The following is a 25,296-nucleotide window of genomic DNA, read 5'->3' as shown; positions in this document are numbered from 1 at the left end:
ATTTAACATGAAGCCTCCACGCTTGGAAACGTCAATACGAAGCGGGTGCCCTCGGGGCCGCTCTCCGCCCGCACGCTGCCGCCATGCAGTTGCATGATGGAACGAACGATGGCGAGGCCGAGGCCGCCCGATTCGCCGGGGCCGTGCCGCGCCGGATCGCAGCGGTAGAAGCGCTCGAACAGATGCGGCAGGTGTTCGGACGCGATCGGCGCGCCGAGGTTGTGGACCGACAGTTCAATGCCGCCTGCCGTGACGCCGGCGGCGAGCGTGATCGCGGTGCCGGCCTCGCCATAGCGGAGGGCATTGGCCAGCAGGTTGGCCAGGGCGCGGCGCAGCAGCTCGCGGTCGGCCGGGAGGCTGCCCTGCATGCGGTTCAGCAGCGCCATGCCGCGTTCCTCGGCCATGCCTTCGAAGTAGTCGCACAGCTGGGCGGCCAGTTCGTGCAGGTCGACGGCTTCGCGCGCGATCGCGGACGAGGCTTCGGTGCGGGCCAGGAACAGCATGCTGTCGATCATGCGCGCCAGGCGCTCGTACTCCTCCTGGTTCGACACCAGCACGTCCTGGTAATCCGCGGCCGAGCGGGCCCGGCTCAGGGCTTGCTGGGTCTGCCCCATCAGGTTGTTCAGGGGCGTGCGCATCTCGTGGGCCAGGTCTTCGGAAAAGCGCGCCAGCTGGGCGAAGCCGGCTTCCAGGCGCTCCAGCATCTGATTCAGCGCCGCGCGCAGCGCCTGCAGCTCGCTCAATTCGCTGGCGTCGACCAGGCGCAGCGACAGGTGCTGGACGTCGATCGCGGCGGCGCGTGCGGCCAGCTCGCGCACCGGCCGCAAGCCGCGCGTGGCGACCGCCAGTCCGAGCAGGTAGGCCAGGCCGGAACCGGCGGCCAGCGCCAGCCACAGCTTGAGGCGGTAGGCGCCCAGCATCTGCTCGCGCTCGGCCAGCAGCTTGCCGGCGATGAGGGTCAGGCTGCCGTCCGGGCCCGGCACCCGCATCCAGGCCAGGCGCACCGGCTGCCTGCCCTCGATGGTGCGCAGCACGAGCTTGCCGTCGCCGGGCGCCAAGGTGGAGAGCGATGCGGGCAAGGCCACGCCGGCCGGGTCGACCGCGATGCGTACCTGGCCGGCGGCATCGACGATCCACAGCGCGCTGTCGCGGTTGCCGAGCATATTGTCGTACAGGCGCGGCCGGCGCCGCAGGACTTCGAGGTCGGCGCTGTCTTCGATCAGGGAACGCGTCCGCTCGATGCGTCCGGCCAGGGCCTGGTCGTCGCGCCAGGCGATCTCGCGTTCCAGCGCGCCGTACAGGAAGATGCAGATGGCGCCCAGCAGCAGCGCGCTGCCGAGCGCGAACAGCAGGGCCAGGCGCTGGCTGAGCGCGCGCGGCCAGCCGCTCAAGCGCGCGCCTCCAGCACGTAGCCGACCCCGCGCACGGCGTGGATCAGTTTCAGGGAATGGCCGTCGTCGATCTTGGCGCGCAGGCGGCGGATGGCGACGTCGACGACGTTGGTGTCGCTGTCGAAGTTCATGCGCCAGACCTGGGACGCAATATAGGTGCGCGACAGCACCTCGCCTTCGCGGCTGAGCAGCAGGTGCAGCAGCGCGAATTCCTTGTTGGTCAGCTCGACGCGCTCGCCGGCGCGGATGGCCTGGCGGCGCAGCAGGTCGAGTTCGAGGTCGGCGGCCTGCAGGCGTTCGGCGTCGCGCGCGGTGCGCCGCAGCAGCGTGCGCACGCGCGCCAGGAACTCGGCATACGAAAAGGGTTTTACGAGGTAGTCGTCGGCGCCCAGTTCGAGTCCCTTGACCCGGTCTTCGACGGCATCGCGCGCGGTCAGGAACATCACCGGCACATCGGATTCGCGGCGCAGCCGGCGCAGCAGCTCCCAGCCGTCGACGCCGGGCAGCATCACGTCCAGCACCACCAGGTCATAGCGCTCGCTTTCGATCAGCCTGCGCCCCTCGGACCCAGTGGCCGCCACCTGCACCAGGTAGCCGGACTCCTGCAGGCCCTTGCGCAGGTAGTCCGCGGTCTTCGCTTCGTCTTCCACAATCAGGATCGTCATGCCGCATAGCTTACCGCGCGCGCGCCGCCGCTGGCTTACAAAGTTGTAATCGAAGCGTCATCCATGCCTGCGACGCTGCTGGCTACCATGGATGCCATCGATATGGACGAGGAGGATGACGATGAAGAAAATGGCTTGCCTGCTGGCCGCCGGCGCCCTGATGAACGCTGCCCATGCGGCCGCGCCGAACCCGCTGAGCGTGCACGTGCTGAACCTGCAGGATGGACGGCCGGCGCCCGGTGTGGAGGTCGTGCTCGAAAAGCAGGAGGACGGACGCTGGACCCCGCTGAATACCGCCGCGACCGACCAACAGGGCCGGATCGGCGCCCTCTTCCCGGACGGCCGCGCATGGAGCGCGGGCACCTACAAGGTCACCTTCAAGACCGGCAAGTGGTTCGCCGCGCGCCAGGCCGAGACCTTCTTTCCGGAGGTGCCGGTGATCTTCAAGGCGGACGGCAAGCTGCCGCACTACCACATCCCGCTGCTGCTCAGCCCCTACGGCTTCTCGACCTACCGCGGGAACTAGGGCTTGCTAACGATCGGCCGCGATCGCCAGTTCCCGCTGGCGCGGCCAGGACCAGCTCTTCGCCAGGCGCCAGTCGCGCCGGCTGCCTTCGACGACCACCTGCCAGTGGGTCTGTTCCAGCACCGGCAGCGGCACCGAGAAGGCGCCGTCGGCATCTGGCTTCACCAGCAGGCTCAGGTCGCGTTCCGGCAACGTCGGATGCGCGAGCCGGATGGTAAACGGCGCCGCCAGCGGCCGGCCGAGGCTTTCGATCCGGCCGGTCAGGCGCCCGCCCCCGTAGCGCATGTCCAGCACGATGCGCATCGCGCTGGCCACGCGGTCGCGGCGCAGGTCCTGGTTGATGGCCTTGCCCTGCTTGTAGTAGTCGTCGACCACCATGGCGTCCGGGTGGCCGAGCGCCAGCCAGGTGGCGAAGGAGCCGGCCACCACCACCGTGGCGGGGCCCAGCATCAGGAACCAGGGCCAGCGGTGCGTGTACCAGGGCGCTGCCTGGGCGGTATCGGGCGTGACGTGCATGTCGCTTCCTCTCATTTCGGAACGATGAAAACCGCCTTCTCGCTCACCTGCAGCGAGGGGTCGTCGAGGGCGCTGACCGTGAAGCGGATCGGGTGCGAGCCGCCGGCCGCCTTGCCGGGCTGGACTCTTACCCGCACCGGCACCGCCCGCGTCGAGGCGCCGGCCAGTTCGACCAGGTCCTCGTCGGCGATGCCGGCGGTGGCGATGCCGTCCACGTGGATGCGGTACAGGTGCTCGCGCTCGGCCGTATTCATGATCTGCAGGCGGTAGACGTTCTCGATCATGCCGTCCTCGACTTCGCGCCCCATCGCGCCGCGGTCGCGGATCACGTCCAGCTTGAGCGGGGTGCGCAGGGCCAGCGCGCCGGCGAAGGCCGCGGCGATGGCGAAGAACACCAGGCCGTAGCCGACCACGCGCGGACGCAGCAGGCGGCGCCTGACCTGGGCCGCGGACCAGCCGCCGGCCAGCGCATTCTCGGTCGCATAACGGATCAGGCCATGCGGCTTGTTCACCTTGTCCATCACGCTGTCGCAGGCATCGATGCAGGCGGCGCAGCCGATGCACTCGTACTGCAGGCCCCTGCGGATGTCGATCCCGGTCGGGCAGACCTGCACGCACATGCTGCAGTCGATGCAGTCGCCCTTCTGCTCGGTCCTGGAGACGCCGCGCGGTTCGCCGCGTGCCGTGTCGTAGCTGACGATCAGGGTATCGCGGTCGAACATCGCGCTCTGGAAACGCGCATAGGGGCACATGTACTTGCAGACCTGCTCGCGCATCCAGCCGGCGTTGCCGTAGGTGGCGAAGGCGTAGAACAGCACCCAGAAGGCTTCCCAGGGGCCGAGCGAAAAGCCCAGCGCCTCATGGCCGAGCTGGCGCACGGGCGTGAAATAGCCGACGAAGCTGAAGCCGGTCCACAGCGCGACGATGCCCCAGGCCAGGTGCTTGGCGCCGCGCTTGCCCAGCTTCTCCGCCGTCCACGGCTGGCGGTCGAGGCGGATGCGTGCGCTGCGGTTGCCCTCGATGCGGCGCTCGATCCACAGGAAGATCTCGGTGTACACCGTCTGCGGGCAGGCATAGCCGCACCAGATCCGCCCGGCGACGGTCGTCACCAGGAACAGGCCGTAGGCGGAGAATATCAGCAGGCCGGCCAGGTAGATGAAGTCCTGGGGCCACAGCACCAGGCCGAACAGGTGGAACTTGCGGGCGCCGAGGTCGAACAGCACCGCCTGGCGTCCGTTCCATTGCAGCCAGGGCAGGCCGTAGAACAGGATCTGCGTGAGCCAGACGCAGGCCCAGCGCAAGGTGGCAAAGCGGCCCTTCACCTCGCGCGGGTGGATCTCCTCGCGCGCGGCGTACATCTTGATGACCGCTTCCTTCACCACGGGCTCCCGCGCATTCATTTTGCCGCCTCCGGCGCGTTCGGATCGTTCGACAGGCTCCAGACATAGGCCGCCAGCACGTGCGCCTTGCCCTCGCCGAGGAATTCGCCCCAGGCCGGCATGGTGTTGTTGCGGCCCTTGCGGATGGTCTCCATGATGGTTTCCGCGCTGCCGCCGTAGAGCCAGACCTTGTCCGTCAGGTTCGGTGCGCCCAGGGCCGGGTTGCCATGGGCGTCGGCGCCATGGCAGGCGGCGCAGGCGCCGAACTTCGGCTTGCCGAAGGCGACCTTGACCGGATCCGCGGTCAGGCCGGACAGGCTGCGCACGTAGTGGGCCACGTTCTCGACATCGCTGTCGGCACCGAGGGCCGCGCCCATCGGCGGCATCTGGCCGTTACGGCCCTTCATGATGGTTTCCTTGATGACGGAGGGTTCGCCGCCGTACAGCCAGTCCTTGTCGGTCAGGTTCGGATAACCCTTGTTGCCGCGCGCGTCGGAGCCGTGGCATTGGGCGCAGTAGTTCAGGAACAGGCGCTCGCCGATCGCATGGGCCTGCGGGTCGCGCGCCACCATCTTGATGTCCTGCTTCAGGTATTTGTCGAACAGCGGGCCGTAGTCGGCATTCGCCTGCTTCACCTCGAGCTGATAGGCGCCGCTGGATTTCCAGCCCAGCTTGCCCGCGTACGTGCCCAGGCCTGGATACAGCACCAGGTAGACGACCGCGAACACGATGGTCAGGTAGAACAGTCCCATCCACCAGCGCGGCATCGGGGTGTTCAGCTCCGTCAGGTCTTCGTCCCAGACGTGGCCGGTGGTCTTGTCAAGCTGGCCGTCATCGCCGATCCTGACCTTGTGCTTTGACTGGGACCACAGCAGGATCGCGCAGCCGGCGATGCCGAGCACCGTGATCAGCACGATGTACCAGTTCCAGAAGCCGCTGGTGAAGTCAGACATAGTCTTCTCCGATGTCGTCGTTATCGTCGGCGAAAGGCAGCGCGGCCGCCTGGGCGAAATCGTGTTCCTTGCGCAGCACGTAGGTCCAGGCCAGGATGCCGGCGAAGGTGGCGAAGCTGATCACCGTCATGATACGGCTCGCGTCGTCGAAAATATGTTGAAGTGCCATGTCGGTTCCTCGCTCAGTTCCTTGTCTTGATTTGCGTGCCCAGGCCCTGCAGGTAGGCGATCAGTGCGTCCTGCTCGCTCTTGCCTTCCAGTTCGGCCGGCGCGTCCTGCACGTCCTTTTCCGAGTACGGCACGTTCAGGCGCTGCATCGCGCGCATCTTCGGCACGATGGATTGCGGGTCGAGCTTGTTGCTGGCCAGCCAGGGATAGCCCGGCATATTCGATTCCGGGACCACGTCGCGCGGGTTGTCCAGGTGGGTGCGGTGCCACTCGTCCGAGTAGCGGCCGCCCACGCGCGCCAGGTCCGGGCCGGTGCGCTTGCTGCCCCACTGGAAGGGGTGGTCGTAGACGAACTCGCCGGCCACGGAATAGTGGCCATAGCGCTCGGTCTCGGCGCGGAAGGGACGGATCATCTGCGAGTGGCAGTTGTAGCAGCCTTCGCGGATATAGATGTCGCGGCCGGCCAGGCGCAGCGCGGAATACGGTTTGAGGCCGGCGACCGGCTCGGTGGTCGACTTCTGGAAGAACAGCGGCACGATCTCGACCAGGCCGCCGAACGAGATCACGACCAGCACCAGGCCGATCAGCAGCCAGGGGTTCTTCTCGATCCACTCGTGGGTGAATTTCATGATGGTTCCTTGCTTTGTTTATGCGTGTTCGGGGACGGCGCCGTTCGCGGCGGGTTCTGGCTTGTGCGGCTGCAGGTCGGGGATGCGCGCATCGACGGACCGGGTGCCGCGCATCGTCAGCCAGGTGTTATAAGCCATCAGGCACATGCCGCTCAGGTACATCAGGCCGCCGCCGAAGCGGATCACGTAGTAGGGATAAGTGGCCTTGACGCCTTCGACGAAGGTATAGGTCAGGGTGCCGTCCGGGTTCACCGCGCGCCACATCAGGCCCTGCATCACGCCGGCGATCCACATCGCGGCGATGTACAGCACGATGCCGATGGTGCCGAGCCAGAAGTGGGCCTCGATCAGGGCCACGCTTTCCATCTGCTTCTTGCCGGCCAGGCGCGGGATCAGGTAATACAGCGATCCCATGGTGATGAAGCCGACCCAGCCCAGCGCGCCGCCGTGGACGTGGGCAATGCCCCAGTCGGTGTAGTGGGACAGCGAGTTGATGGTCTTGATCGACATCATCGGGCCCTCGAAGGTGGCCATGCCGTAGAAGGACAGCGAGACGATCATGAACTTCAGGATCGGATCCGAGCGCAGCTTGTGCCAGGCGCCCGACAGGGTCATCATCCCGTTGATCATGCCGCCCCAGGACGGCGCCAAAAGGATCAGCGAGAACACCATGCCCAGCGACTGGGTCCAGTCGGGCAGCGCGGTGTAGTGCAGGTGGTGGGGGCCGGCCCACATATAGGTGAAGATCAGGGCCCAGAAGTGCACGATCGACAGGCGATAGGAATACACCGGGCGCTCGGCCTGCTTGGGGATGAAGTAGTAGACCATGCCGAGGTAGCCGGCGGTCAGGATGAAGCCGACCGCGTTATGGCCGTACCACCACTGGATCATCGCGTCCTGCACCCCGGCGTACATCGAGTAGGACTTCCACAGCGACGCCGGCATCGACATGCCGTTCACGATGTGCAGCACCGCCACGGCGATGATGTAGCCGCCGAAGAACCAGTTGGCGACGTAGATGTGCTGCACGCGGCGCTTGACGATGGTGCCGAAGAAGACCACCGCATAGGCCACCCAGACGATGGCGATCAGGATCGCGATCGGCCATTCCAGCTCGGCGTATTCCTTGCCGCGCGTGAAGCCCATCGGCAGCGTGATCGCGGCCGCCACCAGCACCGCCTGCCAGCCCCAGAAGGTGAAGGCGGCCAGCCTGTCCGAGAACAGCCGCACCTGGCAGGTCCGCTGCACCACGTAGTAGGAGGTGGCGAACAGGCCGCAGATGCCGAAGGCGAAGATGACGGCATTCGTGTGCAGCGGGCGCAGGCGGCCGTAGGTCAGCCACGGGATGTCGAAGTTCAGCGCCGGCCAGGCCAGCTGGGCCGCGATCCAGACGCCGGCGAGCATGCCGATCACGCCCCAGACCACGGTGGCGATGGCAAACTGGCGCACGATCTTATAGTTGTAGTTTAGACTGGTGCTCAAGATGCACTCCCTAGAAGAAATAAAGGACGACATCAGGAGCGTAAGTTTCTGAACGTGGAAAATCCTTGATGTGAATCAAAATGTCCGGAACGGGCTGTGGCAGGAGACAAAAACCCACACTTGAGGACTTCGCATGCCACCCATCGCATCAGAACCGCACGAAGAAATCGGCAAGCGTCTGCGCCGGAGCCGCGAAGACATGCTTGCCACCATCCGTGCCCGCAGCGGCGGCGGCACCGACGACCGCCCGGCGATCTCGCCGATGGCCCGCATGGGCTCGAACGACGACGCCCCGGCCGGCGAAATGCTGAGCCACAACGAAGAACACCTGGCCGAGCACGAAACCGATCTGCTGGCGACGCCTACGGTGCAGACCCGTATCGAATGCCATGAGCGGATCGAGAAGGAACAGCGGACCGGGCGCGGGCCGACGATGTAACGACCTGCAACGCGGAGCACCGCCGCCTTGTCCCAGGCACCATTGACTTGTAAACGTCGCCCCCGCGCAGGCGGGGGTCAAGGTTCTGCGAGCGTCGTGCCAGCTCAAGCAAACTTGAGGCCCCGCCTTCGCGGGGACGACGGTGGTGGCGGGAACGACGCTTAATCATCATCATTCAGTATCCGCAAAGCCGGCCCATCCAGATCCTCGAACTGCCCGCTCTCGGCCGCCCCGAAGAAAATCCACACCGCAAACGCCACCAGGATCAGGCTCAGCGGAATCAGCAGATACAGGGCTTCCATCAGCCCGCCCTCCTCAGCCGCAAGGCATTCAGCACCACCAGGGCCGAACTGCCGGCCATGCCCAGGCCGGACAGCCAGGGATTCAGCAGGCCGCTGGCAGCGGCCGGTATCGCCACGAGGTTGTAGAGCATCGCCCAGCCCAGGTTCTGGCGGATGATGCGCACGCAGGCGCCGGCGGTGCGCACCGCTTCGCCCAGCGGTTCGAGGCCGGCGTCGCCGGTATCCAGCAGCACGCAGTCGGCATGCAGCTGGGCCAACTGGGCGCCCTGGCCCATCGCGAACGAGACGTCGGCGCCGCTCAGCACGGCGGCGTCATTGATGCCGTCGCCGACCATCGCCACCACCGCACCCTCGGCCTGCAGGGCGCGCACCGCGTCCAGCTTGTCCTGCGGCAGCTGGCGGCCGCGCGCCTCGCGGATGCCGAGCTGGGCGGCCACTGCCTGCACCGCTTCCTCGTCGTCGCCGGACAGCAGCAGCACGGTCTTGCCGCGCGCCTGTAGCTGGCGCACCAGGGCCGGCACTTCGGGGCGCAGGGCGTCGACCAGGTCGAAGCGGGCCAGCCAGCGGTCGCTGCTGCCCAGCCAGACCGCGCTGGCGCCGGCCGGCGCGCCCAGGGGCGCCACGCCGCCGGCCAGGGCGGCCACGAAATCAGCGCTGCCCAGGCGGTAGCGCAGGCCGGCCACCTCGCCTTCGATGCCCTGTCCGACCACATTCTCGATACTGTCCGCCTCCAGCGCGGCGGCGTCCAGCGCGGCCCGCGCTTCGCGCAGGGCCTGGGCCAGCGGATGCGCGTTGCCCGCTTCGAGCGCCGCCGCGATGCGCAGGCAGTCGGCGCTTTCGGCCATGCCCAGGGTCACGGTGTCGCGCAGCACGGGACGGCCGCGGGTCACGGTGCCGGTCTTGTCGAACACCACGTGGGTAGCCCGCTCCAGGGTCTCCAGCACGTGCGGCTTCACGGCCAGCACGCCGTGGCGCAGCAGGCGTTCCAATGCCGCCGCCAACGCGGTCGGCGTCGCCAGCGACAGCGCGCAGGGACAGGACACCACCAGCACCGCGATTGCCGCCGGCCAGGCGCGCGCCGGGTCCACCGCATGCCAGTACGCGAACACGGCGGCCGTCAGCACCAGCAGCACCACCACGAACCAGGCGCCGACGCGGTCGGCCCACTGCGCCAGTCTCGGCTTGTCCTGGCCGGCGCGTTCGCTCAGCCGCACCAGGGTCGCCAGGGTGCTGGCGGCGGCGCTGCTGCTCACCCGCACCGTCACCGCCTGGGCCACGTTGACGGCGCCGCCGGGCAGCTGGTCGCCGGGCGCCATCGGCCGCGTGCGGCTCTCGCCGGTCAGCAGGGACAGGTCGACTTCCGTGTGACCTTCGAGGATGACGCCATCGGCCGCCACCGTCTGCCCGGGCGGGACCAGGATCACGTCGCCGGGCACCAGCTTGCCGGCGGCGATGGTTTCGGGCTCGATCGAAGCCGGCCAGTACGGCAGCCGCAGCGCGGTGGCGGGCGCCGCATGCTGCAGGCTTTCCAGTGCGCGCGCGGCCTTGCGGCGGGCATCGAGTTCCAGCCAGCGGCTGCCCAGCAGCAGGAACACGAACATGGTGATCGAATCGAAATAGACCTCGCCGCTGCCGCGCACCAGCGACACCGCGCTGCCCACGAAGGCGGCCAGGATGCCCAGCGCCACCGGCACGTCCATGCCGGGCAGGCCGCGCCGCAGGTCGCTCCAGGCGCCGCACAGGAACGGCCAGGCGCAGTAGCTCACCGCGGGCAGCGTGAGCAGGAAGGAGGCCCAGCCCATCAGGGCCGTCATGTCGGCGTCCATGGTGCCGTCGGTGGCCATGTAGACCGGGACGGCGTACATCATCACCTGCATCATCGACAGCCCGGCCACGAACAGGCGCCGCATCAGGGATTTGCGGGCGCGTTCGAGCTGGGCGCCGTGGCGGGTGGCGTCGTAGGGATAGGCGGTATAGCCGATGGCGCGCAAGGCCGCGATGATGGCGCTGGGACGGCAGATCGATGCATCCCAGCGCACCTGCAGGCGCTCGGTGGCGACGTTCAGCACGCAGGACTGCACGCCCGGCAGCGAAGTTACGCGGCGTTCGATCAGCCACACGCAGGCGGCGCAGCGCAGGCCCTCGACGGTGAACACGGCGTCACCGTCCAGCCCCATCTCGTCGTAGAGCTTCAGGGACGCATCGCTGCCGCCGGTGTCGTCAGGCGGGGCGGCGAAGGCGGTGCGGCTGTCGTAGTAGTCGTGCAGGCCGGCGTCCGCGATCGCCTGGGCGGCGGCGGCGCAGCCGGGACAGCACATGGTGCGCGCCTGCCCGCCGATGCTGGCCTGCCAGCGCCTGCCCCCGACGGCCGGCTGGCCGCAGTGGTAGCAGGCGGCAAAGTCGGCAATCGCGTTCATGCTCCACCTCCCGGCGTCAGGCAGACGCTCTCCAGCCAGCTGTGCGGCAGGCCGCCGGCCGCGCGCGCGAGGCCGAGCAGGCCGAAGCCCAGCACCAGCGCGCCGCAGGCCAGGCGCACCTCGCGCCGGCGCAGGGAAGCGCGCAGGCGCGCGCCCAGCAGGCCGAGACCGAGCAGCATCGGCAGCGTGCCGAGGCCGAAGGCCAGCATCACCAGCGCGCCGCCCGCGGCGGAGCCGGACAGCATGGCCGTCACCAGCACGCTGTAGACCATCCCGCAGGGCAGCCAGCCCCACAGAAGCCCGGCGGCCAGCATGCGGCCCGGGCCGAGGCCCGCGCCCGGCCCCGGGCTCACACGGCGCAGTAGCGGCTGCACGCGGCGCCAGACGATCTGGCCGCCCTGCTCCAGCCGCGCCAGGCCGCGCCAGGCATCCATCAGATACAGCCCCAGCATGGCCAGCATCAGGTTGGCCATCCAGTAGGCGCCCGTCTGCAGCGCCGGCAGCCGCGCCAGCGCGCCGGCGCCCTGGCCGATCCCGCCGGCCAGCGCACCCGCCAGCATGTAGCTGCCGATGCGGCCGGCGTTGTATGCCAGACCATTTGCCAGCGCCGGACGGGCCGGGCGCGCAGCATGCAGCGTCACCGGCGCCACCGACAGCGCGCCGACGATCCCGCCGCACATGCCGGCGCAGTGCACGCTGCCGAGCAGCCCGACCACGAACACCGGCAACAGGCCGATACCACCGATACCCATTTCACACTGTCTTCGAATAATGCGGTTCGGCGCTGCGGGTGGCGAGATAGCGGTCGAACACCATGCACACGTTGCGGATCAGCAGGCGCCCTTTGCTGCTGACGCTGATCCAGTCGCCGTTCACGACCACCAGTCCATCCTCTTCCATCGCCGCCAGTTGCGCCAGTTCGGCCGCGAAGTACTGGCGGAATACCACCGGGAAGGCCTGCTCGATGGTGGAGATCGACAGCTCGAACTGGCACATCAGCTTCTGGATCACGGTGCGTCGCAGGACGTCGTCCATGCCGAGGCGGGTGCCGCGCGCCACCGGCAGATCGTTGCGGTCGAGCGCATCGTAGTAGGCGTCCAGGGTCTTGACGTTCTGGCTGTAGGTCGCGCCCACCGCGCCGATGGCGGAGACACCACAGGAGACCAGGTCCGTATCCGCATGGGTCGAATAGCCCTGGAAGTTGCGGTGCAGGCGGCCCTGGCGCTGGGCGATGGCGAGGTCGTCTTCCGGCTTGGCGAAATGGTCCATGCCGATGTAAACGTAGCCGGCGGCGGTGAGGCGCTCGATGCACATCTGGAGCATGCGCAGCTTGGCGTCGCTGTCCGGCATGTCCTGTTCCAGGATGCGGCGCTGCGGCTTGAACAGGTGCGGCAGGTGGGCGTAGTGGTAGACGGCGATGCGGTCCGGATCCGCGGCCACCACCTTCGCGAGGGTGGCCGTCATGGTCTGCGGGGTCTGCTTCGGCAGGCCGTAGATCAGGTCGATGCTGACCGAACGGAAGCCGGCGGCGCGCGCGGCGGCGATCACGGCGCGCGTCTCTTCTTCCGGCTGGATGCGGTTGACGGCCTTCTGGACCTCGGCGTCGAAATCCTGCACGCCCAGGCTGATGCGGTTGAAGCCTTGCGCGCGCAAGCTGTGCACGCGCTCCACCGACACGGTGCGCGGGTCGACTTCGATGGAATACTCGCCGATTGCATCCGGAGCGAAGCGGAAGCAGCGCCGCAGATGGTCCATCAGCTCGCCCATCTGCGCATCCGACAGATAGGTGGGCGTGCCGCCGCCGAAGTGCAGCTGTTCGACATCGTTCATCCCGGCGAACAGGGCGCCCTGCATCGCGACTTCGCGCTTCAGGTAAGCCAGGTAGGTGGCCGCCTTTTCGCGGTTCCTGGTGACGATCTTGTTGCAGGCGCAGTAGTAGCAGACCGTGTCGCAGAACGGAATATGCAGGTACAGCGACAGTGGACGCGCATTCCCGCGCGTGCGGCGGTCGGCCACGGCGTGCAGGTAGTCGCGGTAGCCGAAGCTTTCCGTGAAGCGGTCGGCGGTCGGGTAAGAGGTGTAGCGCGGGCCGGACTTGCTGAGGCGGGAGATCAGCCCGGCGTCGAAATCGACATGCGGCTGGAAGGGCGGGATCTTGGCGGGTACTGCTTGCAACTGCTGCGTCATGAGGAACTCCTTGCGGGCGCTACCGATGGGTAGCGCACTGTATGCAAGGAGTCTATTGATTTAGATCAGGAAAATCCTTGACCTGCATCAAAAACGGCCGACCTTAAACACCGACAAAGCCTGCGATAGATGGCTTGCCTGTTCGGCCACATTCGCCGACGCCGCCGCCGCTTCCTCGACCAGGGCCGCGTTCTCGCGCGTGATGCCGTCCAGGTCGCGCATGGCGGCGTTGACCTGGGCGATGCCACCGTGCTGCTCGCGCGAGGCGACGGTGATGCCGTGCATGATCCTCGCCGCTTCCTGCACCGAGGCGACCACTTCGCGCATGGTCTGCCCGGCGGCGCCCACCAGTTCGTCGCCCTGCCCGATCTGCTCGACCGAATCCTCGATCAGGCGCTTGATTTCCTTGGCCGCGCCGGCCGAGCGCTGGGCCAGCGAGCGTACCTCGCCGGCGACCACCGCGAAGCCGCGGCCCTGCTCGCCCGCGCGGGCCGCCTCGACGGCCGCGTTCAGGGCCAGGATATTGGTCTGGAAGGCGATGCCGTCGATCAGGCCGATGATGTCGACGATGCGGGTGGCCGAGCCGCTGATCTGGCCCATCGTCGCGCCCACCTGCTGGACCGAGACGCCGGCGCGGTCGGCCACGCTGGAGGCCGTGTCCACCAGGCCGTCGGCCCGCACCGCGCTGTCGGTGTTGTTGCCGGCCGCGGCGGCCACCTGGGCCAGGCTGGCGGCGGTCTGCTCGAGGCTGGCGGCCTGGGACTCGGTGCGGCGCGCCAGGTCCTGGTTGCCGGCGGCGATGCCGCGCGTGGCGGACTCGATCGAGGCGACGTTGGCGCGCACGTCGCCGACGATGGCGGTCAGGTTGACGTTCAGCTGACGCAGCGCCAGCAGCAGGCGGCCGACTTCGTCGTCGCGGCCCACCGGCGGCAGGTGCGAGAGGTCGCCGCCGGCCAGTGCGTGGACCGCGTCCTGGGCCTGCCGCAGCGGGCCGACGATGGAGCGCTGCAGCTCGGCCCAGGCCAGCAGCGTGAGCAGCGCGCCGGCGCCGCCCAGCACGCGCCAGACGGTACCGTCGGCGGCGGCCGCCAGCGCCACCAGCAGGGCCGACTGGGTGCCCAGCATCAGGCCCAGGCGCCGGCCCAGCGGCAGGTTGCGCAGGGCACGCAGGCGGCCCTGCAGGCCAGCCCGGACCACGGCGCCGCGGCGGATCGCCAGGCCCTGCGCCTCCCCATTGCGGAAGCGACGGTACAGCTCCTCGGCGGCCTTCACCTGTTCGCGTTCGGGACGGGTGCGCACCGACATGTAGCCGACCGTGACGCCGTTCTCCTTGACCGGCACCACGTTCGCGACCACCCAGTAATAATCGCCGTTCTTGCGGCGGTTCTTGACCATGCCGGTCCAGGGCAGACCGGCCTTCAGCGTCTGCCACAGGTCGGCGAAGGCTTCGGGCGGCATGTCGGGATGGCGGACCACGTTGTGGGCCTTGCCGATCAGTTCTTCGGGTTCGAAGCCGCTGACCTCGATGAAGCTGGGGTTGACGTAGGTGATGCGTCCCTTGGTGTCGGTTTTGGAGACGATGGACTGGCCATCGGTGAGGATGTATTCGATGCCGGTGACCGGCAGGTTGGTGCGCACGACAAACTCCCTTGTTTCTTTACGGCAATACTTCTAACACGCGAAGTGTACAGACGTCAATCGGGTCATTTCCTTGATCTACATCAAAAACCTTTGAGAAACATTCTGTAATCCGCAAAGTTCGACAGCTAACCATGGGAGAAGCGAAAATACGGTACTCTGCGCTCATGTGCCCGCTCATGCTTTTTTCGATAGATCTCATCCGCCGCCGTTGATGAACGATATTTCCTCCCTGACACGGCATCCCGATGTGCTGTACGGTCCGCACCAGCCCGAGCTGCTGCGTGACGAAATCCTCGCCGACCTGCTGGAAGCCAGCGCCCGCCGCGCGCCCGGCCAGACCGCCCTGATCGCCGGCGACCGCCGGCTCAGTTACCGCGAACTCGACGAACTGGCCAGCCTGGCCGCCTCGCGCCTGATCGAGGCCGGCATCGGGCCCGGCGACATCGTCGGCCTATGGATGCCGCGCGGAATCGACCTGCTGCTGATGCAGGCCGCCATCGCCAAGGCCGGCGCCGCCTGGCTGCCGGTCGACGAAGACACCCCGGTCGAACGCCTGCTGGTGTGCATGGAAGACGCCGGTTCGCCGGCCCTGGTGAGCAGCGAACGCATGGGCGAGCGCCTGGCCACGGTCGACCGCCCCATCCACACCGCGGAAAGCCTGCTGGCGCCCGCCCCCGCCGGCTACGAGCTCAAACGCCGCGGCAAGGTCGGCGGCAGCGCCCCGGCCTACGTCATCTATACCTCGGGGTCGACCGGCAAGCCGAAAGGCATCCTGATCGACCAGCGCAGCATCTGCCACTTCCTGCGCAGCGAAAACGAAGTGCTGGGCGTGCGGGCCGACGACACGGTCTACCAGGGCTTCTCGGTCGCCTTCGACATGTCCTTCGAGGAGATCTGGATCTCCTGGCTGGTTGGCGCCACCCTGTGGCTGGGACCCAAGGAGACGGCCGGCGATCCCGAAGCCTTGCCGCGCCTGCTGCAGGAAAACGGCGTCACGGTGCTGCACGCGGTGCCGACCCTGCTGGCCCTGTTTGCCGAGGACGTCCCTGGCCTGCGCATCATCAACCTGGGCGGCGAGATGTGCCCGGAAACCGTGGTCGAACGCTTTTCGAAGCCCGGCCGCCAGATGTTCAACACTTACGGCCCGACCGAAGCCACGGTCTCGGCCAGCCTGGCTTCGCTCCATCCGGGACGCCTGATCACGATCGGCAAGCCGCTCCCCAATTACGGGCTGCTGGTAATCTCCACGGATACCGAAAAGGGGCTGCAGATCCTGCCGCGCGGCGACACCGGCGAGCTGTGCATCATCGGCCCGGGGCTTTCCGCCGGCTACCTGGGCCGCCCCGACCTGACCGCCGAAAAATTCCAGGCCAATCCCTGGAGCGCCAGCGCCGACGACACCCGCCTGTACCGCACCGGCGACCTGGCGCGCATCGAGCCGGACGGCGAAGTGGTCTGCCTGGGCCGCACCGACGACCAGGTCAAGATCCGCGGCTTCCGCGTCGAGCTGGGCGAAATCGAAGCCGTGCTGGCCCAGCAGGACGGCATCGGCACCACCGCGGTCCTGCTGCGCAAGGACGACGGCATCGACCGCCTGGTGGCCTACCTGGTGCCGGCCCTTGGTGCCACCGGCGAGCAGCTGGCCGCCTCCACCTTGCGCAAGGCGCTGGCCGCCCGCCTGCCGCCGTATATGGTGCCGAGCCGCTTCGAAGTCCTGAACGTGATGCCGCGCCTGACCTCGGGCAAGATCGACCGCAAGGCGCTGAAGGCGATGGCGCTGAGCGCGCCGCTGCCCAGCGACGCCGCCGAATCGGACATCGCCGAAACCCCGGCCGAGGAAGCCTTGTTCGCGGCCCTGGCCCAGCTGTTCCCGGGCCAGCCGATCCGCCGCGAGCTCGATTTCTTCAGCGACCTGGGTGGCCACTCCTTCTTCGCCGCGCGCCTGGCCACGGCCATGCGCAGCGATCCGCGCTTCGCCCACATGACGGTGCGCGACATCTACCAGCAACGCCAGATCGGTGCGATCGCCTCCGGCCTCGACCAGGCCGCCGGCACCGCCCAGATGGAGCAGGACTGGACCCCGCCGCCGGAAGCGCGGCGCTGGGCCTGCGGCCTGGCCCAGCTGGCGGCGGTGCCGGTGCTGGTGACCCTGCGCATGGCGCAGTGGCTGGCGCCCTTCTTCACCTACCACTTCATGACCGGCGACCCGGGCGACTCGACCCTGCGCGCGGTCGCGGCCTCGATCGGCGTGTTCCTGCTGGCGACCTTGATGGAATTCGTGTTCGCCGCCGCCGGTAAATGGCTGGTGGCCGGCCGCCTGAAGCCCGGCAGCTATCCGCTGTGGGGCATGACCTATTACCGCTGGTGGCTGTCCGACCGCCTGGTCGAAGCCGCGCCCACCTATCTGCTGGCCGGCTCCTCGCTGTACGCCTGGTGGCTGCGGGTGCTGGGCGCGAAGGTCGGCAAGGACGTCGTGATCGGCTCGATGACATTGCGCTCGCCGGACCTGTTCACCCTCGGCGACAACGTCAGCATCGGCAACGGCGTCAACTTCGAGAACGCGCGCGTCGAACGCGGACGCCTGCTCCTCGGCCACATCACGCTCGACGACGATGCCTGCGTCTCGTCCTACGCCATCCTCGAAGGGAATACCCGGGTCGGCCGGCGCGGCCACATGGAAGGCCAGTCGGCCCTCAGCGACGGCGCCATGGTGCCGGACGGCCGCGTGTGGTCCGGCTCGCCGGCGCGCGACGCGGGCGCCTTCGATCCCTCCATCCTGCCGCCGCGGCCGCGCGCTTCCCGCCTGCGGCTGGCCGGCGAAGCGCTGTTCTTCGTGTTCGGCATCCTGCTGGTGGCGACCCTGTTCTTCATGCCGGTCTTCCCGAGCTTCGTGCTGATCGACTGGTTCGACGAACGCGGTACCCTGGCCTGGATGCAGGCCAACACCATCCACGGCCAGCTGGTGCGCTACTTCGTGCTGGCGCTGCCGGCCAGCGCCGTGCTGATCTTCCTGACCATGCTGGTGTCGGCGGCGATCCGCTGGGGCTTCCTGCCGCGCATGCAGCCGGGCCGCTCGGCCGTCCACTCGAACACCTATTGCAAGAAGTGGCTGGTCAGCCACATCCAGGAATCGAGCCTGAACGTCCTGCACGGCATCTACGCCACCGTGTTCGCGCCCTTCTGGTACCGCCTGCTGGGCGCCAAGGTGGGCCGCGACGCCGAGATCTCGACCGCGCTGGGCGTGGTGCCCGACATGCTGACCCTCGGCGACGAGACCTTCATCGCCGACGCCGTGATGCTGGGCGACGAGCAGATCGACGGCGGCTGGATGACGATGGAACCGACCGTGGTCTCGAACCGCAGCTTCGTCGGCAACGGCAGCTACATCCCGGACGGCACCGTGCTGCCGGAAGGGGTGCTGGTGGGCGTGCACACCCACGCCCCGGCCAATGAACGCATGACGGGCGGCGACACCTGGCTCGGCTCGCCGCCGATCCACCTGCCGGCGCGCGAACAGGTCAGCGGCTATCCGGAACACCTGACCTATCGCCCATCAATGGCGCGGCGCCTGGGCCGCACTCTGGTGGAAGCCTTCCGCATCGTCGCGCCGCACGCGGTGGTGATCGCGGTAGGCTATACGGTGGTGCTGGACCTGATGCCGCTGGCCGGCGCCGGCCGCTGGGGCGAAGTGATCTGGTACCTGGCCCTGATCGGACTGGCCTACGGCATCGGCAACTACCTGTTCGTGCTGGCCTTCAAATGGCTGCTGCTGGGCCGCTACAAGAAGCGCGCCGACCCGATGTGGACGCCCTTCGTCTGGCTGTCCGAGGGCGTGACCAATATGTACGAGGGCATTGCCGTGCCCAACTTCATGCGCTACCTGCGCGGCACACCCTGGCTGCCGCTGGCTTTCAACATGCTCGGCTGCCGGATCGGCAAGGGCGTCTACATGGACACCACCGACATCACGGAATTCGATTGCGTGACGATCGGCGACCACAGCGAACTGAACGCCCTGTCCTGCCCGCAGACCCATTTGTTCGAAGACCGCGTGATGAAGATCGACCAGGTCGAGATCGGCAGCAAGGTGTACGTGGGCCCGCGCAGCGCGGTGCTGTACAGCGCCCGGGTCGGCCACAACGCCCGCATCGGCCCGCTGACCCTGGTGATGAAGGGCGAGCACATTCCGGATGCCACCGCCTGGTCCGGCCTGCCGGCCGCGCCACAACGAAGCTGAGCGGGCCCGAGGAGGATATCGATGGAGGACGCCGCCGCAGTTCCCGTTCAATGGATGCTGCTTCCCCCGGGCTCTGCTGGCGGCCGGGGGTTTTTCGCCGAGCCTGCCGGACCTTGTCGGTTAGTTGCAGATTATGAGGTCGGCGTCATCGGCATCCAGGGCGATGCCGACCGCGACCATGCCCGGCGGGCGATCCGCGACGCCATCGTCGCCGCGCTCGGGCAGTTGAGCGGCCTGCCGCTTGAACGCATCGTCCTGCACGCCGAACCAGGGGTGCCGCCCTATGCGGTGCTGGATGCGCCCTCCGGCCTGCGCCGCGCCTGGCTGGCGATCAGCCATGACGGCGCGCTGTCGGTGGCGGCGATCTCGCTGCGGGGCGCGGTCGGCATCGACGTCACCCAGGTCTTTGACGCCGCCGCCTTCCCCGACTGGGAAGCGGTGGCGCGCGATTTTCTCGGCCCTGAGGTGGCGGAAAGGCTGATTCCACTGCCGCCCGACGAGCGCATGCTGGCCTTTGCGCGCGCCTGGACCGAACGCGAGGCGCGCCTGAAATACCTGGGCCGCGAGCTGGTCGAATGGAGTGAGGACGGCGATGCTCCATTGCGTGCGAGCCGCTGCCTGGCACTCGCCCTGCCCGAAGGCTATGTGGGAGCGCTGGTAGTGCCGCCCGGCTAAGCCATTTCCAATGTATTCCGGGTAAGATTGCAGAATGGATAATCTCACCCACTCCGTCGTCGGTCTCGGGATCGGCGCCCTGATCGACCGCAGCCTGCCCGCCGAACCTCAGGTGGAACACCGCCGCGTACGCTCGCGCATGCTGCTCACCATCGGCTGCCTGGCCAGCAACTTCCCCGACCTCGACCTGGTGCTGACCGGCCTGCTCGGACCGCCGCTCGGCTATCTGCTGCACCACCGCGGCCACACGCACACGCTCGTGGTCGCCCTCGCCGAGGCCGCTCTGCTGCTGGCCCTGGTCTGGCTGCTGTGGCCGTCCGCGCGGCGCCTGCTGCGCGAGAGTCCGACGGCGCGGCTCGGCGCCCTGCTGGCATCAAGCATCGGGCTGCTGCTGCACATCGGCATGGACAGCCTGAACGTCTACGGCGTGCATCCCTTCTGGCCCTTCGACCCGAACTGGTATTACGGCGACCTGGTCTTCATCGTCGAACCGGTGTTCTGGATCGCTTTCGGCGTGCCGCTGGCGGAGATGATCCGCAGCCGTCCGCTGCGCCGGCTGTGGCTGGCCGTGATCGCCCTGGTGCCGCTGGCGGCTGCCGTGCTGGGTTTCCTGCAATGGGGTTCGCTGGCCGGCCTGGCGGCGCTGGGCCTGCTGCTGGCCTGGATCCAGCGCTGGAACGACGAACACCACGGCGAGACCCGCGCCGAACGCGGACGCATGGCGCTCGGCGCCGGACTGGCGGCCGCCCTGCTCTTCGTCGGCGTGCAAGCGATGGCCCTGCAGCAGGCGCACGCCATCGTCGACGCGGAACTGAAACGCATCGATGCCGGCGAGCGCCTGCTGGACACGGCGCTGTCGGCCTACCCGGCCAATCCGCTGTGCTGGTCCTTCGTCACCGTGGCCCGCACCGGTACCGACGCCGCCGGCACCGTCCACCTGCGGCGCGGCATGCTGAGCATCGCGCCCGGCTTGAGCCCGGTGTCGCACTGCCCTGTGCGCATCGCCGGTCCCGCGCTCGAGGACGCGCCGCCGCAGATTGCCTGGCAGGCCGAAGACCGCCAGCCGGTGGCGGCGCTGCGCAAGCTTGCTTCCACCAACTGCCATGTGAATGCCTGGATGCGATTTGCGCGCGCGCCTTCGCTGGCCGACTGGGTGGCGACCGATGTGCGCTGGGGTGAGCCGGGTAGCCGGAATTTCTCGACCATGGGGTATGCCGGGTTGGCGCAGGCGCCCTGCCCGGCCCGGGTGCCGGGGTGGGCTTATCCGCGCGCCGACCTGCTGCGGGGCCACTGAGCTGGACCCCGGCCCGGCGCGGCCGTCAGTCCTTGCGCAGCACGACGTGCGTCGCCGAGGGCGTCGGCAGGTGCTCGGTGCAGCGGAATCCCATGCTGCGAAGATCGAGGCCTCCAAACAGGGATTCGCCGGATCCCAGCAACACCGGGGCAATCGCCAGGTGCATCTCGTCCACCAGGCCGGCCTCGAGGTACTCGCGTACGGTCGCCACGCCGCCGCCCAGGCGCACGTCCTTGCCGTTCGCGGCGCGGCGGGCTTGCGCATAGGCGGACTCGATGCCGTCGGTAACGAAATAGAAGGTCGTGCCGCCCTTCCTCGCCAGCGGCGCGCGTGCAGGGTGGGTCAGCACGAAGACGGGGACGCGATACGGGGGTTCGTCGCCCCACCAGCCTTTCCACTCGTCGTCCTGCCATGGCCCGCGGATCGGACCGAACATATTCCTGCCCAGGATCCATGCGCCAAGATTGTCGAGGCCGCGGGCTGCAAAATCCTCGTCCGGACCATCCACGCCCTTGCCTTCGTTTCCTGTCATGCGCTGGAAAGTACGGGTGCCGCGGAACCACTGGTGCAATCCGCCCCCGCCTTCACCCATGGGATTTTCCAGGCTCTGGTTCGGGCCGGCGCCAAAGCCATCGAGCGACACGGAAAAACACTTTACCTTTAGTTCGGACATTCCTTCTCCTCCTGATGTTGCGCTTGATGGTCGGGCAGGTTCAGCAGGGACCGTTGCCGGGCATAGCCGAAGTACACCACCAGGCCGAGCGCCAGCCATGCCAGGAAGGCGGCCCAGGTGGTCCTGCTCAGGAAGGCCATCAGCACGGCGCAGAACACGATCGCGAGCACCGGCACGACGGGCACTCCAGGGCAGCGGAAGGCGCGGTGCAGGTCGGGGCGCTTCTTGCGCAGCACGATGACGGCGACCGAGACCAGGCAGAAGGCCGCCAGCGTGCCCATGTTGACCAGTTCGCCGAGCACGCCGAGCGGCACGACCGCGCTCAGCAAGCCGAAGATGAGCCCGACGATCCAGGTGGCGAAAAAAGGCGTGCCGAAGCGCGGATGGATCTCGGACAGCTTATGCGGCAGCAGGCCGTCACGCGACATGGCGAACAGGATGCGTGTCTGGCCGTAGGCCATCACCAGGATCACGGTCGTCATGCCGAGGATGGCCCCGACGTCCACGAAGGCCGCGAACCAGGTCTCGTTAGCGTATTGAAGCGCCAGCGACACCGGATGGTCGATGCCGAGGAACTTTGCGTAGGGAACGATGCCGGTCATGATGGCGGTCACGATGATGTACATGATCGTGCACGTCGCCAGCGTTCCGATGAGGCCGATCGGCAAGTCGCGCTCGGGACGCTTCACTTCCTCGGCGGCCGAGGTGACGGAATCGAAGCCAATGAAGGCGAAGAACATGAGAGCGGCGGCGCTCAGCGTGCCGCCGGCGCCGTTCGGCATGAAGGGGTGCCAGTTCGACGGATGGACGTGGCGGGCGCCGACGCCGATGAACAGCAGGACCACGCCCAGTTTGATGATCACCATGATGTTGTTCACGCGCGCGGATTCCCGCACGCCCAGCGACAGCATCCCCGTAAGTACCATCATGATGCAGAAGGCCGGCAGGTTGAACCAGGTGTGCTGCCCCGGCACCGCCCCGGGCGCGCCGCGCAGCGACTCCGGCAGGGACAGGCCGAAGCTCGTCATGAGGGACTGGAAATAGCCGGACCAGCCGACCGCCACCGCGGAGGTCGCCAGGCCGTACTCGAGCAGCAGGTCCCAGCCGATGATCCAGGCGACCAGCTCGCCCATCGTCACATAGCTGTAAGTGTAGATGGACCCTGCCACCGGAACGGTCGAGGCGAACTCCGCATAGCACAGGGCCGCCAGTCCGCAACAGACGCCGGCGATGATGAAGGAGAGCGTCAAGGCGGGTCCGGCCGTGACGGCGCCCGTTCCCGTGAGGACGAAAATGCCGGTCCCGATCACCGCGCCTATCCCCATCAGTATCAGGTCGAATGGCCCCAGGACTTTCTTCAGGCCTCCCGGCTTGCGGCTGCTGGCCATTAAATGGTCCAGATTCTTTGTTCTGAATAAGCTCATTTGCGCTCTCTTTCAAGGTTTATGGCAAAGCCATGCCGCGATGCCAGTTGCGTGAACGTCTTTGCGCCTCATCGATTTGCTGTGCAGTCATGTGGCGCGCCAGGTCGTCGCGCTGCTCGCCGGCGTTGCGGTGGCCGCTTGCCGCAGCGAGATCCCACAGCATGTAGGCCGTGACCGCATCCTCCGGCACGTCGGCCACGTGGTGCCGAACCATCAGGCCGAGGGCATACTGGGCATCCGGCTGGCCAAGCTGCGCGGCCTTGCGGAACCACGACAATGCCAGCTTCTGGTCCTGCGGGACGGCATTGCCGGTGTAATACATCGCGCCGATCACGTACTCCGCGTCGGGCACGCCCTGCAGCGCCGCCTTGTAGTGCCATTCGAAGGCCTGCCTGTAATTGCGCGGCACCCCACGGCCCATGAAGTACATCAGGCCGAGCAAATGCTGGGCGTCTGCATTGCCGCCCCGGGCAAGCGGCGCGATTTCCTTCAGCGCCAATTCGTCATCGTGCTCGCGATAGGCCGCGGCGCCCTCGGCGAAACCCGCGATCGCGGGGCAGTGCAGGCCAAGCACGAGAAATATTGCAGCAATCGGCGTTTTCATTGTGTCGTCGGGTGATGGGTCATACCGGATGCAGTGGTTCGATTCCTTATCGACGAACGAAGAAACGGATTTCGACAGACCATGAAAGATTAATTAGCGCCTTGACTATAATCAGCACACTGGCACCAAGAAAGGGCCAGCCGATGCCGATCTGATAGGACTACCTGTGGACTATGGTCTCCTGCTCGCCGATTTCGAACGCCACCACGATGTTGACGGCTGGCCGCGCCAGCGCAAGGTCCACGCCAGCCTGCGCGCGGCCATCCTGGATGGCCGCCTGGCGGCCGGCCACCGCCTCCTGTCCACCCGGATCCTGGCGCGCGAGCTGGGTATCGCCCGCAACACCGTGTTGTACGCCTATGAGCAACTCATGGCGGAAGGACTCCTGCTCACATCCCGCGGCGGCACGGTGGTGGCGCCGGTGGCGGTTTCCACTCCCGCAGGGATCGGGTCGGAGCGGCCGCCGTCGGCCCTGTCGCGCCGCGCGCAAGCGCTGACCGGCATGGCCTCGCCCGGCGTGTTGACCGGGGCCTTCGCGCTCGGCGTGCCCGCGCTCGACGCGTTTCCCATGGCGGCCTGGCGCCGCGCACTCGACCGTGCCTGGCGCGAAACCGGTCCCTTCGAGTTCGATTACTGCGACCCTGCCGGCCTGCCGGTCCTGCGCAAGGCGATCGCGGACTACCTGCAGGCTGCGCGCGGCGTGCGCTGCGACGCCGCACAGGTCGTCGTTACCAATGGCACGCAGGCCAGCCTGGAGCTCTGCGTCCAGCTGTTCAGCGATGCCGGCGACACTGCCTGGATCGAGAATCCGGGCTACCTCGGCGCGCTGTCGGCGTTTCGCGGGGGCCAGCTGCGGTCGGTCGGCATCGCGGTGGACGGCGAGGGCATCGCGCCGGCCGACGAAGACTGGCGGCGTACCCCGCCGCGGCTGATCTATACCAGCCCGTCGCACCAGTATCCGAGCGGGGGGGTGCTGGGCATGCGCCGCCGGCTTGCGCTATTGGACAGCGCGGCCCGTGCCGGCGCCCTGATCATCGAGGACGATTACGACAGCGAGTTCAGGCACGACGGCCCGGCGCTGCCCGCGATGCAAGGCCTCGCGCCATCAGCGCCGGTGATTTATCTCGGCACCTTCAGCAAGACCATGTTCCCGGCCATGCGTACCGGATTCATGGTGCTGCCGGCCGGCCTGGCCGAAGCCGCGCGTCCGGCCCTGGCCCGCCTGCCCATGCATGGGCGGGTGCCTGAACAGCGCGCCCTGGCGGCATTCCTGAACGACGGGCAGTTCGTACAGCACTTGCGCCGCATGCGGCGCCTGTACCGCGAGCGGCGCGATGCCCTGCTCGAAGCCCTGGGCCGGCATTTCGGCGATATGGCGGCGGTCCATGGCGCCGGCACGGGCATGCACCTGGCGCTCCGGTTTGCCGATCCAGACTGGCGCGATGACCGCATCAGTGACGCAGCACGGGGTGCCGGCATCACCGCGCATTGCATGACACGGCATGAAACCGGCTTGCGCAAGACAGGGTGGACCGGCCTCCTGCTTGGCTACAGCCAGGTGCCGGCGACGGAAATCGACGATGTGGCAAGGCGGCTTGCGAAAATTTCATGTCGGCGCCCGCCTGAATCCGGTGCGTAGAAGTCACAAACCGTTGCGTTCTGGTAACCCGAGACTATTGCGCATAAGCACTAAC

General features: G+C 67.8%; 22 protein-coding genes. 6 read left to right on the top strand and 16 right to left on the bottom strand.

The window, feature by feature from the left end:
- Window positions 1-2: 2 nt before the first annotated feature.
- Window positions 3-1,391 (bottom strand): heavy metal sensor histidine kinase, encoded by a 1,389-nt coding sequence (locus tag AB4Z32_RS02565; RefSeq protein WP_441934063.1) that lies wholly within the window; start codon window positions 1,389-1,391, stop codon window positions 3-5.
- Window positions 1,388-2,056 (bottom strand): heavy metal response regulator transcription factor, encoded by a 669-nt coding sequence (locus AB4Z32_RS02560; RefSeq protein WP_441934061.1) that lies wholly within the window; start codon window positions 2,054-2,056, stop codon window positions 1,388-1,390. Before AB4Z32_RS02560 ends, AB4Z32_RS02565 begins: the two co-directional genes overlap by 4 nt.
- Before the next feature lie 121 nt (window positions 2,057-2,177).
- On the opposite strand from AB4Z32_RS02560, the gene uraH reads away from it, so the two are divergent.
- A complete protein-coding gene (gene uraH, locus AB4Z32_RS02555; protein WP_441934059.1) occupies window positions 2,178-2,582 on the top strand; it encodes a hydroxyisourate hydrolase in 405 nt (134 codons plus the stop codon).
- 6 nt (window positions 2,583-2,588) lie between these two features.
- Here uraH and AB4Z32_RS02550 read toward each other — a convergent pair whose 3' ends face one another.
- Genes AB4Z32_RS02550 through ccoN form a run of 6 tightly spaced genes read right to left on the bottom strand, consistent with a single transcriptional unit; the run spans window position 2,589 to window position 7,709 of the window.
- Window positions 2,589-3,098, bottom strand: coding sequence for a FixH family protein (locus tag AB4Z32_RS02550; RefSeq protein WP_441934057.1), 510 nt, complete (start codon window positions 3,096-3,098; stop codon window positions 2,589-2,591).
- Window positions 3,099-3,109: 11 nt separating this feature from the next.
- The gene (ccoG, locus tag AB4Z32_RS02545) at window positions 3,110-4,498 is read right to left on the bottom strand and encodes a cytochrome c oxidase accessory protein CcoG (protein WP_441934055.1); all 1,389 of its coding nucleotides are present in this window, start codon (window positions 4,496-4,498) and stop codon (window positions 3,110-3,112) included.
- Complete coding sequence (gene ccoP / locus AB4Z32_RS02540) at window positions 4,495-5,430, bottom strand: cytochrome-c oxidase, cbb3-type subunit III (protein WP_441934053.1); 936 nt, start codon at window positions 5,428-5,430, stop codon at window positions 4,495-4,497. Before ccoP ends, ccoG begins: the two co-directional genes overlap by 4 nt.
- Entirely contained in the window at window positions 5,423-5,599 is a 177-nt protein-coding gene (locus AB4Z32_RS02535) for a cbb3-type cytochrome oxidase subunit 3 (protein WP_441934051.1), read from the bottom strand. Before AB4Z32_RS02535 ends, ccoP begins: the two co-directional genes overlap by 8 nt.
- Window positions 5,600-5,612: 13 nt before the next feature.
- Window positions 5,613-6,227 carry a cytochrome-c oxidase, cbb3-type subunit II gene (ccoO, locus tag AB4Z32_RS02530; protein WP_441934050.1) on the bottom strand — a complete coding sequence of 205 codons (615 nt, stop codon included), beginning with the start codon at window positions 6,225-6,227 and terminating at the stop codon, window positions 5,613-5,615.
- 18 nt (window positions 6,228-6,245) lie between these two features.
- Window positions 6,246-7,709: a cytochrome-c oxidase, cbb3-type subunit I gene (gene ccoN / locus AB4Z32_RS02525; protein ID WP_441934048.1), complete on the bottom strand. Its 1,464-nt coding sequence runs from the start codon at window positions 7,707-7,709 to the stop codon at window positions 6,246-6,248.
- 133 nt (window positions 7,710-7,842) lie between these two features.
- Here ccoN and AB4Z32_RS02520 point away from each other — a divergent pair, with 133 nt between their 5' ends.
- Window positions 7,843-8,148 carry a TraR/DksA family transcriptional regulator gene (locus tag AB4Z32_RS02520; RefSeq protein ID WP_441934046.1) on the top strand — a complete coding sequence of 102 codons (306 nt, stop codon included), beginning with the start codon at window positions 7,843-7,845 and terminating at the stop codon, window positions 8,146-8,148.
- A 161-nt stretch (window positions 8,149-8,309) separates the two neighbouring features.
- Here the strand turns inward: AB4Z32_RS02520 and ccoS are convergent, their stop codons facing one another.
- From ccoS to AB4Z32_RS02495, 5 genes are all read right to left on the bottom strand, one after another.
- Window positions 8,310-8,450 carry a cbb3-type cytochrome oxidase assembly protein CcoS gene (ccoS, locus tag AB4Z32_RS02515; RefSeq protein ID WP_441934044.1) on the bottom strand — a complete coding sequence of 47 codons (141 nt, stop codon included), beginning with the start codon at window positions 8,448-8,450 and terminating at the stop codon, window positions 8,310-8,312.
- Complete coding sequence (locus AB4Z32_RS02510) at window positions 8,450-10,867, bottom strand: heavy metal translocating P-type ATPase (RefSeq protein ID WP_441934042.1); 2,418 nt, start codon at window positions 10,865-10,867, stop codon at window positions 8,450-8,452. Before AB4Z32_RS02510 ends, ccoS begins: the two co-directional genes overlap by 1 nt.
- Window positions 10,864-11,613: a sulfite exporter TauE/SafE family protein gene (locus AB4Z32_RS02505; RefSeq protein ID WP_441934449.1), complete on the bottom strand. Its 750-nt coding sequence runs from the start codon at window positions 11,611-11,613 to the stop codon at window positions 10,864-10,866. The genes AB4Z32_RS02510 and AB4Z32_RS02505 overlap by 4 nt, the downstream gene beginning before the upstream one ends.
- A gap of 7 nt (window positions 11,614-11,620) precedes the next feature.
- Complete coding sequence (gene hemN, locus AB4Z32_RS02500) at window positions 11,621-13,054, bottom strand: oxygen-independent coproporphyrinogen III oxidase (protein ID WP_441934041.1); 1,434 nt, start codon at window positions 13,052-13,054, stop codon at window positions 11,621-11,623.
- Between the two features lie 87 nt (window positions 13,055-13,141).
- Entirely contained in the window at window positions 13,142-14,692 is a 1,551-nt protein-coding gene (locus AB4Z32_RS02495) for a methyl-accepting chemotaxis protein (RefSeq protein ID WP_441934039.1), read from the bottom strand.
- Window positions 14,693-14,906: 214 nt separating this feature from the next.
- Between AB4Z32_RS02495 and AB4Z32_RS02490 the strand changes: the two genes are divergently transcribed.
- From AB4Z32_RS02490 to AB4Z32_RS02480, 3 genes are read left to right on the top strand one after another with little or no spacing between them, the layout of a single operon-like run.
- A complete protein-coding gene (locus AB4Z32_RS02490; RefSeq protein ID WP_441934037.1) occupies window positions 14,907-18,932 on the top strand; it encodes a Pls/PosA family non-ribosomal peptide synthetase in 4,026 nt (1,341 codons plus the stop codon).
- A 54-nt stretch (window positions 18,933-18,986) separates the two neighbouring features.
- Window positions 18,987-19,607 (top strand): 4'-phosphopantetheinyl transferase family protein, encoded by a 621-nt coding sequence (locus tag AB4Z32_RS02485; protein ID WP_441934035.1) that lies wholly within the window; start codon window positions 18,987-18,989, stop codon window positions 19,605-19,607.
- Window positions 19,608-19,641: 34 nt separating this feature from the next.
- Window positions 19,642-20,901 carry a metal-dependent hydrolase gene (locus AB4Z32_RS02480; protein ID WP_441934033.1) on the top strand — a complete coding sequence of 420 codons (1,260 nt, stop codon included), beginning with the start codon at window positions 19,642-19,644 and terminating at the stop codon, window positions 20,899-20,901.
- A 25-nt stretch (window positions 20,902-20,926) separates the two neighbouring features.
- Here AB4Z32_RS02480 and AB4Z32_RS02475 read toward each other — a convergent pair whose 3' ends face one another.
- Genes AB4Z32_RS02475 through AB4Z32_RS02465 form a run of 3 tightly spaced genes read right to left on the bottom strand, consistent with a single transcriptional unit; the run spans window position 20,927 to window position 23,602 of the window.
- Window positions 20,927-21,574, bottom strand: coding sequence for a dihydrofolate reductase family protein (locus AB4Z32_RS02475; protein WP_441934031.1), 648 nt, complete (start codon window positions 21,572-21,574; stop codon window positions 20,927-20,929).
- Complete coding sequence (locus AB4Z32_RS02470; protein WP_441934030.1) at window positions 21,562-22,998, bottom strand: amino acid permease; 1,437 nt, start codon at window positions 22,996-22,998, stop codon at window positions 21,562-21,564. Before AB4Z32_RS02470 ends, AB4Z32_RS02475 begins: the two co-directional genes overlap by 13 nt.
- A gap of 19 nt (window positions 22,999-23,017) precedes the next feature.
- Window positions 23,018-23,602 carry a tetratricopeptide repeat protein gene (locus AB4Z32_RS02465; protein ID WP_441934028.1) on the bottom strand — a complete coding sequence of 195 codons (585 nt, stop codon included), beginning with the start codon at window positions 23,600-23,602 and terminating at the stop codon, window positions 23,018-23,020.
- A gap of 166 nt (window positions 23,603-23,768) precedes the next feature.
- On the opposite strand from AB4Z32_RS02465, the gene pdxR reads away from it, so the two are divergent.
- A complete protein-coding gene (gene pdxR, locus AB4Z32_RS02460; RefSeq protein ID WP_441934026.1) occupies window positions 23,769-25,241 on the top strand; it encodes a MocR-like pyridoxine biosynthesis transcription factor PdxR in 1,473 nt (490 codons plus the stop codon).
- Window positions 25,242-25,296: the final 55 nt, after the last annotated feature.

Origin of the sequence: Massilia sp. 2TAF26 (genome assembly GCF_052115005.1) — a bacterium.
Lineage (GTDB): Bacteria > Pseudomonadota > Gammaproteobacteria > Burkholderiales > Burkholderiaceae_D > Telluria.
The sequence above is the reverse complement of the archived record's forward strand: the minus strand, read 5'-3'. Positions and strand labels throughout refer to the sequence as shown.

Bases quoted from the DNA above. Each gene is read 5' to 3' on its own strand.
- AB4Z32_RS02560 (WP_441934061.1), bottom strand. From the start codon at position 2,056: ATGACGATCCTGATTGTGGAAGACGAAGCGAAGACCGCGGACTACCTG.
- uraH (WP_441934059.1), top strand. From the start codon at position 2,178: ATGAAGAAAATGGCTTGCCTGCTGGCCGCCGGCGCCCTGATGAACGCT.
- AB4Z32_RS02550 (WP_441934057.1), bottom strand. From the start codon at position 3,098: ATGCACGTCACGCCCGATACCGCCCAGGCAGCGCCCTGGTACACGCAC.
- ccoG (WP_441934055.1), bottom strand. From the start codon at position 4,498: ATGAATGCGCGGGAGCCCGTGGTGAAGGAAGCGGTCATCAAGATGTAC.
- ccoP (WP_441934053.1), bottom strand. From the start codon at position 5,430: ATGTCTGACTTCACCAGCGGCTTCTGGAACTGGTACATCGTGCTGATC.
- AB4Z32_RS02535 (WP_441934051.1), bottom strand. From the start codon at position 5,599: ATGGCACTTCAACATATTTTCGACGACGCGAGCCGTATCATGACGGTG.
- ccoO (WP_441934050.1), bottom strand. From the start codon at position 6,227: ATGAAATTCACCCACGAGTGGATCGAGAAGAACCCCTGGCTGCTGATC.
- AB4Z32_RS02520 (WP_441934046.1), top strand. From the start codon at position 7,843: ATGCCACCCATCGCATCAGAACCGCACGAAGAAATCGGCAAGCGTCTG.
- ccoS (WP_441934044.1), bottom strand. From the start codon at position 8,450: ATGGAAGCCCTGTATCTGCTGATTCCGCTGAGCCTGATCCTGGTGGCG.
- AB4Z32_RS02510 (WP_441934042.1), bottom strand. From the start codon at position 10,867: ATGAACGCGATTGCCGACTTTGCCGCCTGCTACCACTGCGGCCAGCCG.
- hemN (WP_441934041.1), bottom strand. From the start codon at position 13,054: ATGACGCAGCAGTTGCAAGCAGTACCCGCCAAGATCCCGCCCTTCCAG.
- AB4Z32_RS02490 (WP_441934037.1), top strand. From the start codon at position 14,907: ATGAACGATATTTCCTCCCTGACACGGCATCCCGATGTGCTGTACGGT.
- AB4Z32_RS02485 (WP_441934035.1), top strand. From the start codon at position 18,987: ATGCTGCTTCCCCCGGGCTCTGCTGGCGGCCGGGGGTTTTTCGCCGAG.
- AB4Z32_RS02480 (WP_441934033.1), top strand. From the start codon at position 19,642: ATGGATAATCTCACCCACTCCGTCGTCGGTCTCGGGATCGGCGCCCTG.
- AB4Z32_RS02475 (WP_441934031.1), bottom strand. From the start codon at position 21,574: ATGTCCGAACTAAAGGTAAAGTGTTTTTCCGTGTCGCTCGATGGCTTT.
- AB4Z32_RS02470 (WP_441934030.1), bottom strand. From the start codon at position 22,998: ATGAGCTTATTCAGAACAAAGAATCTGGACCATTTAATGGCCAGCAGC.
- AB4Z32_RS02465 (WP_441934028.1), bottom strand. From the start codon at position 23,602: ATGAAAACGCCGATTGCTGCAATATTTCTCGTGCTTGGCCTGCACTGC.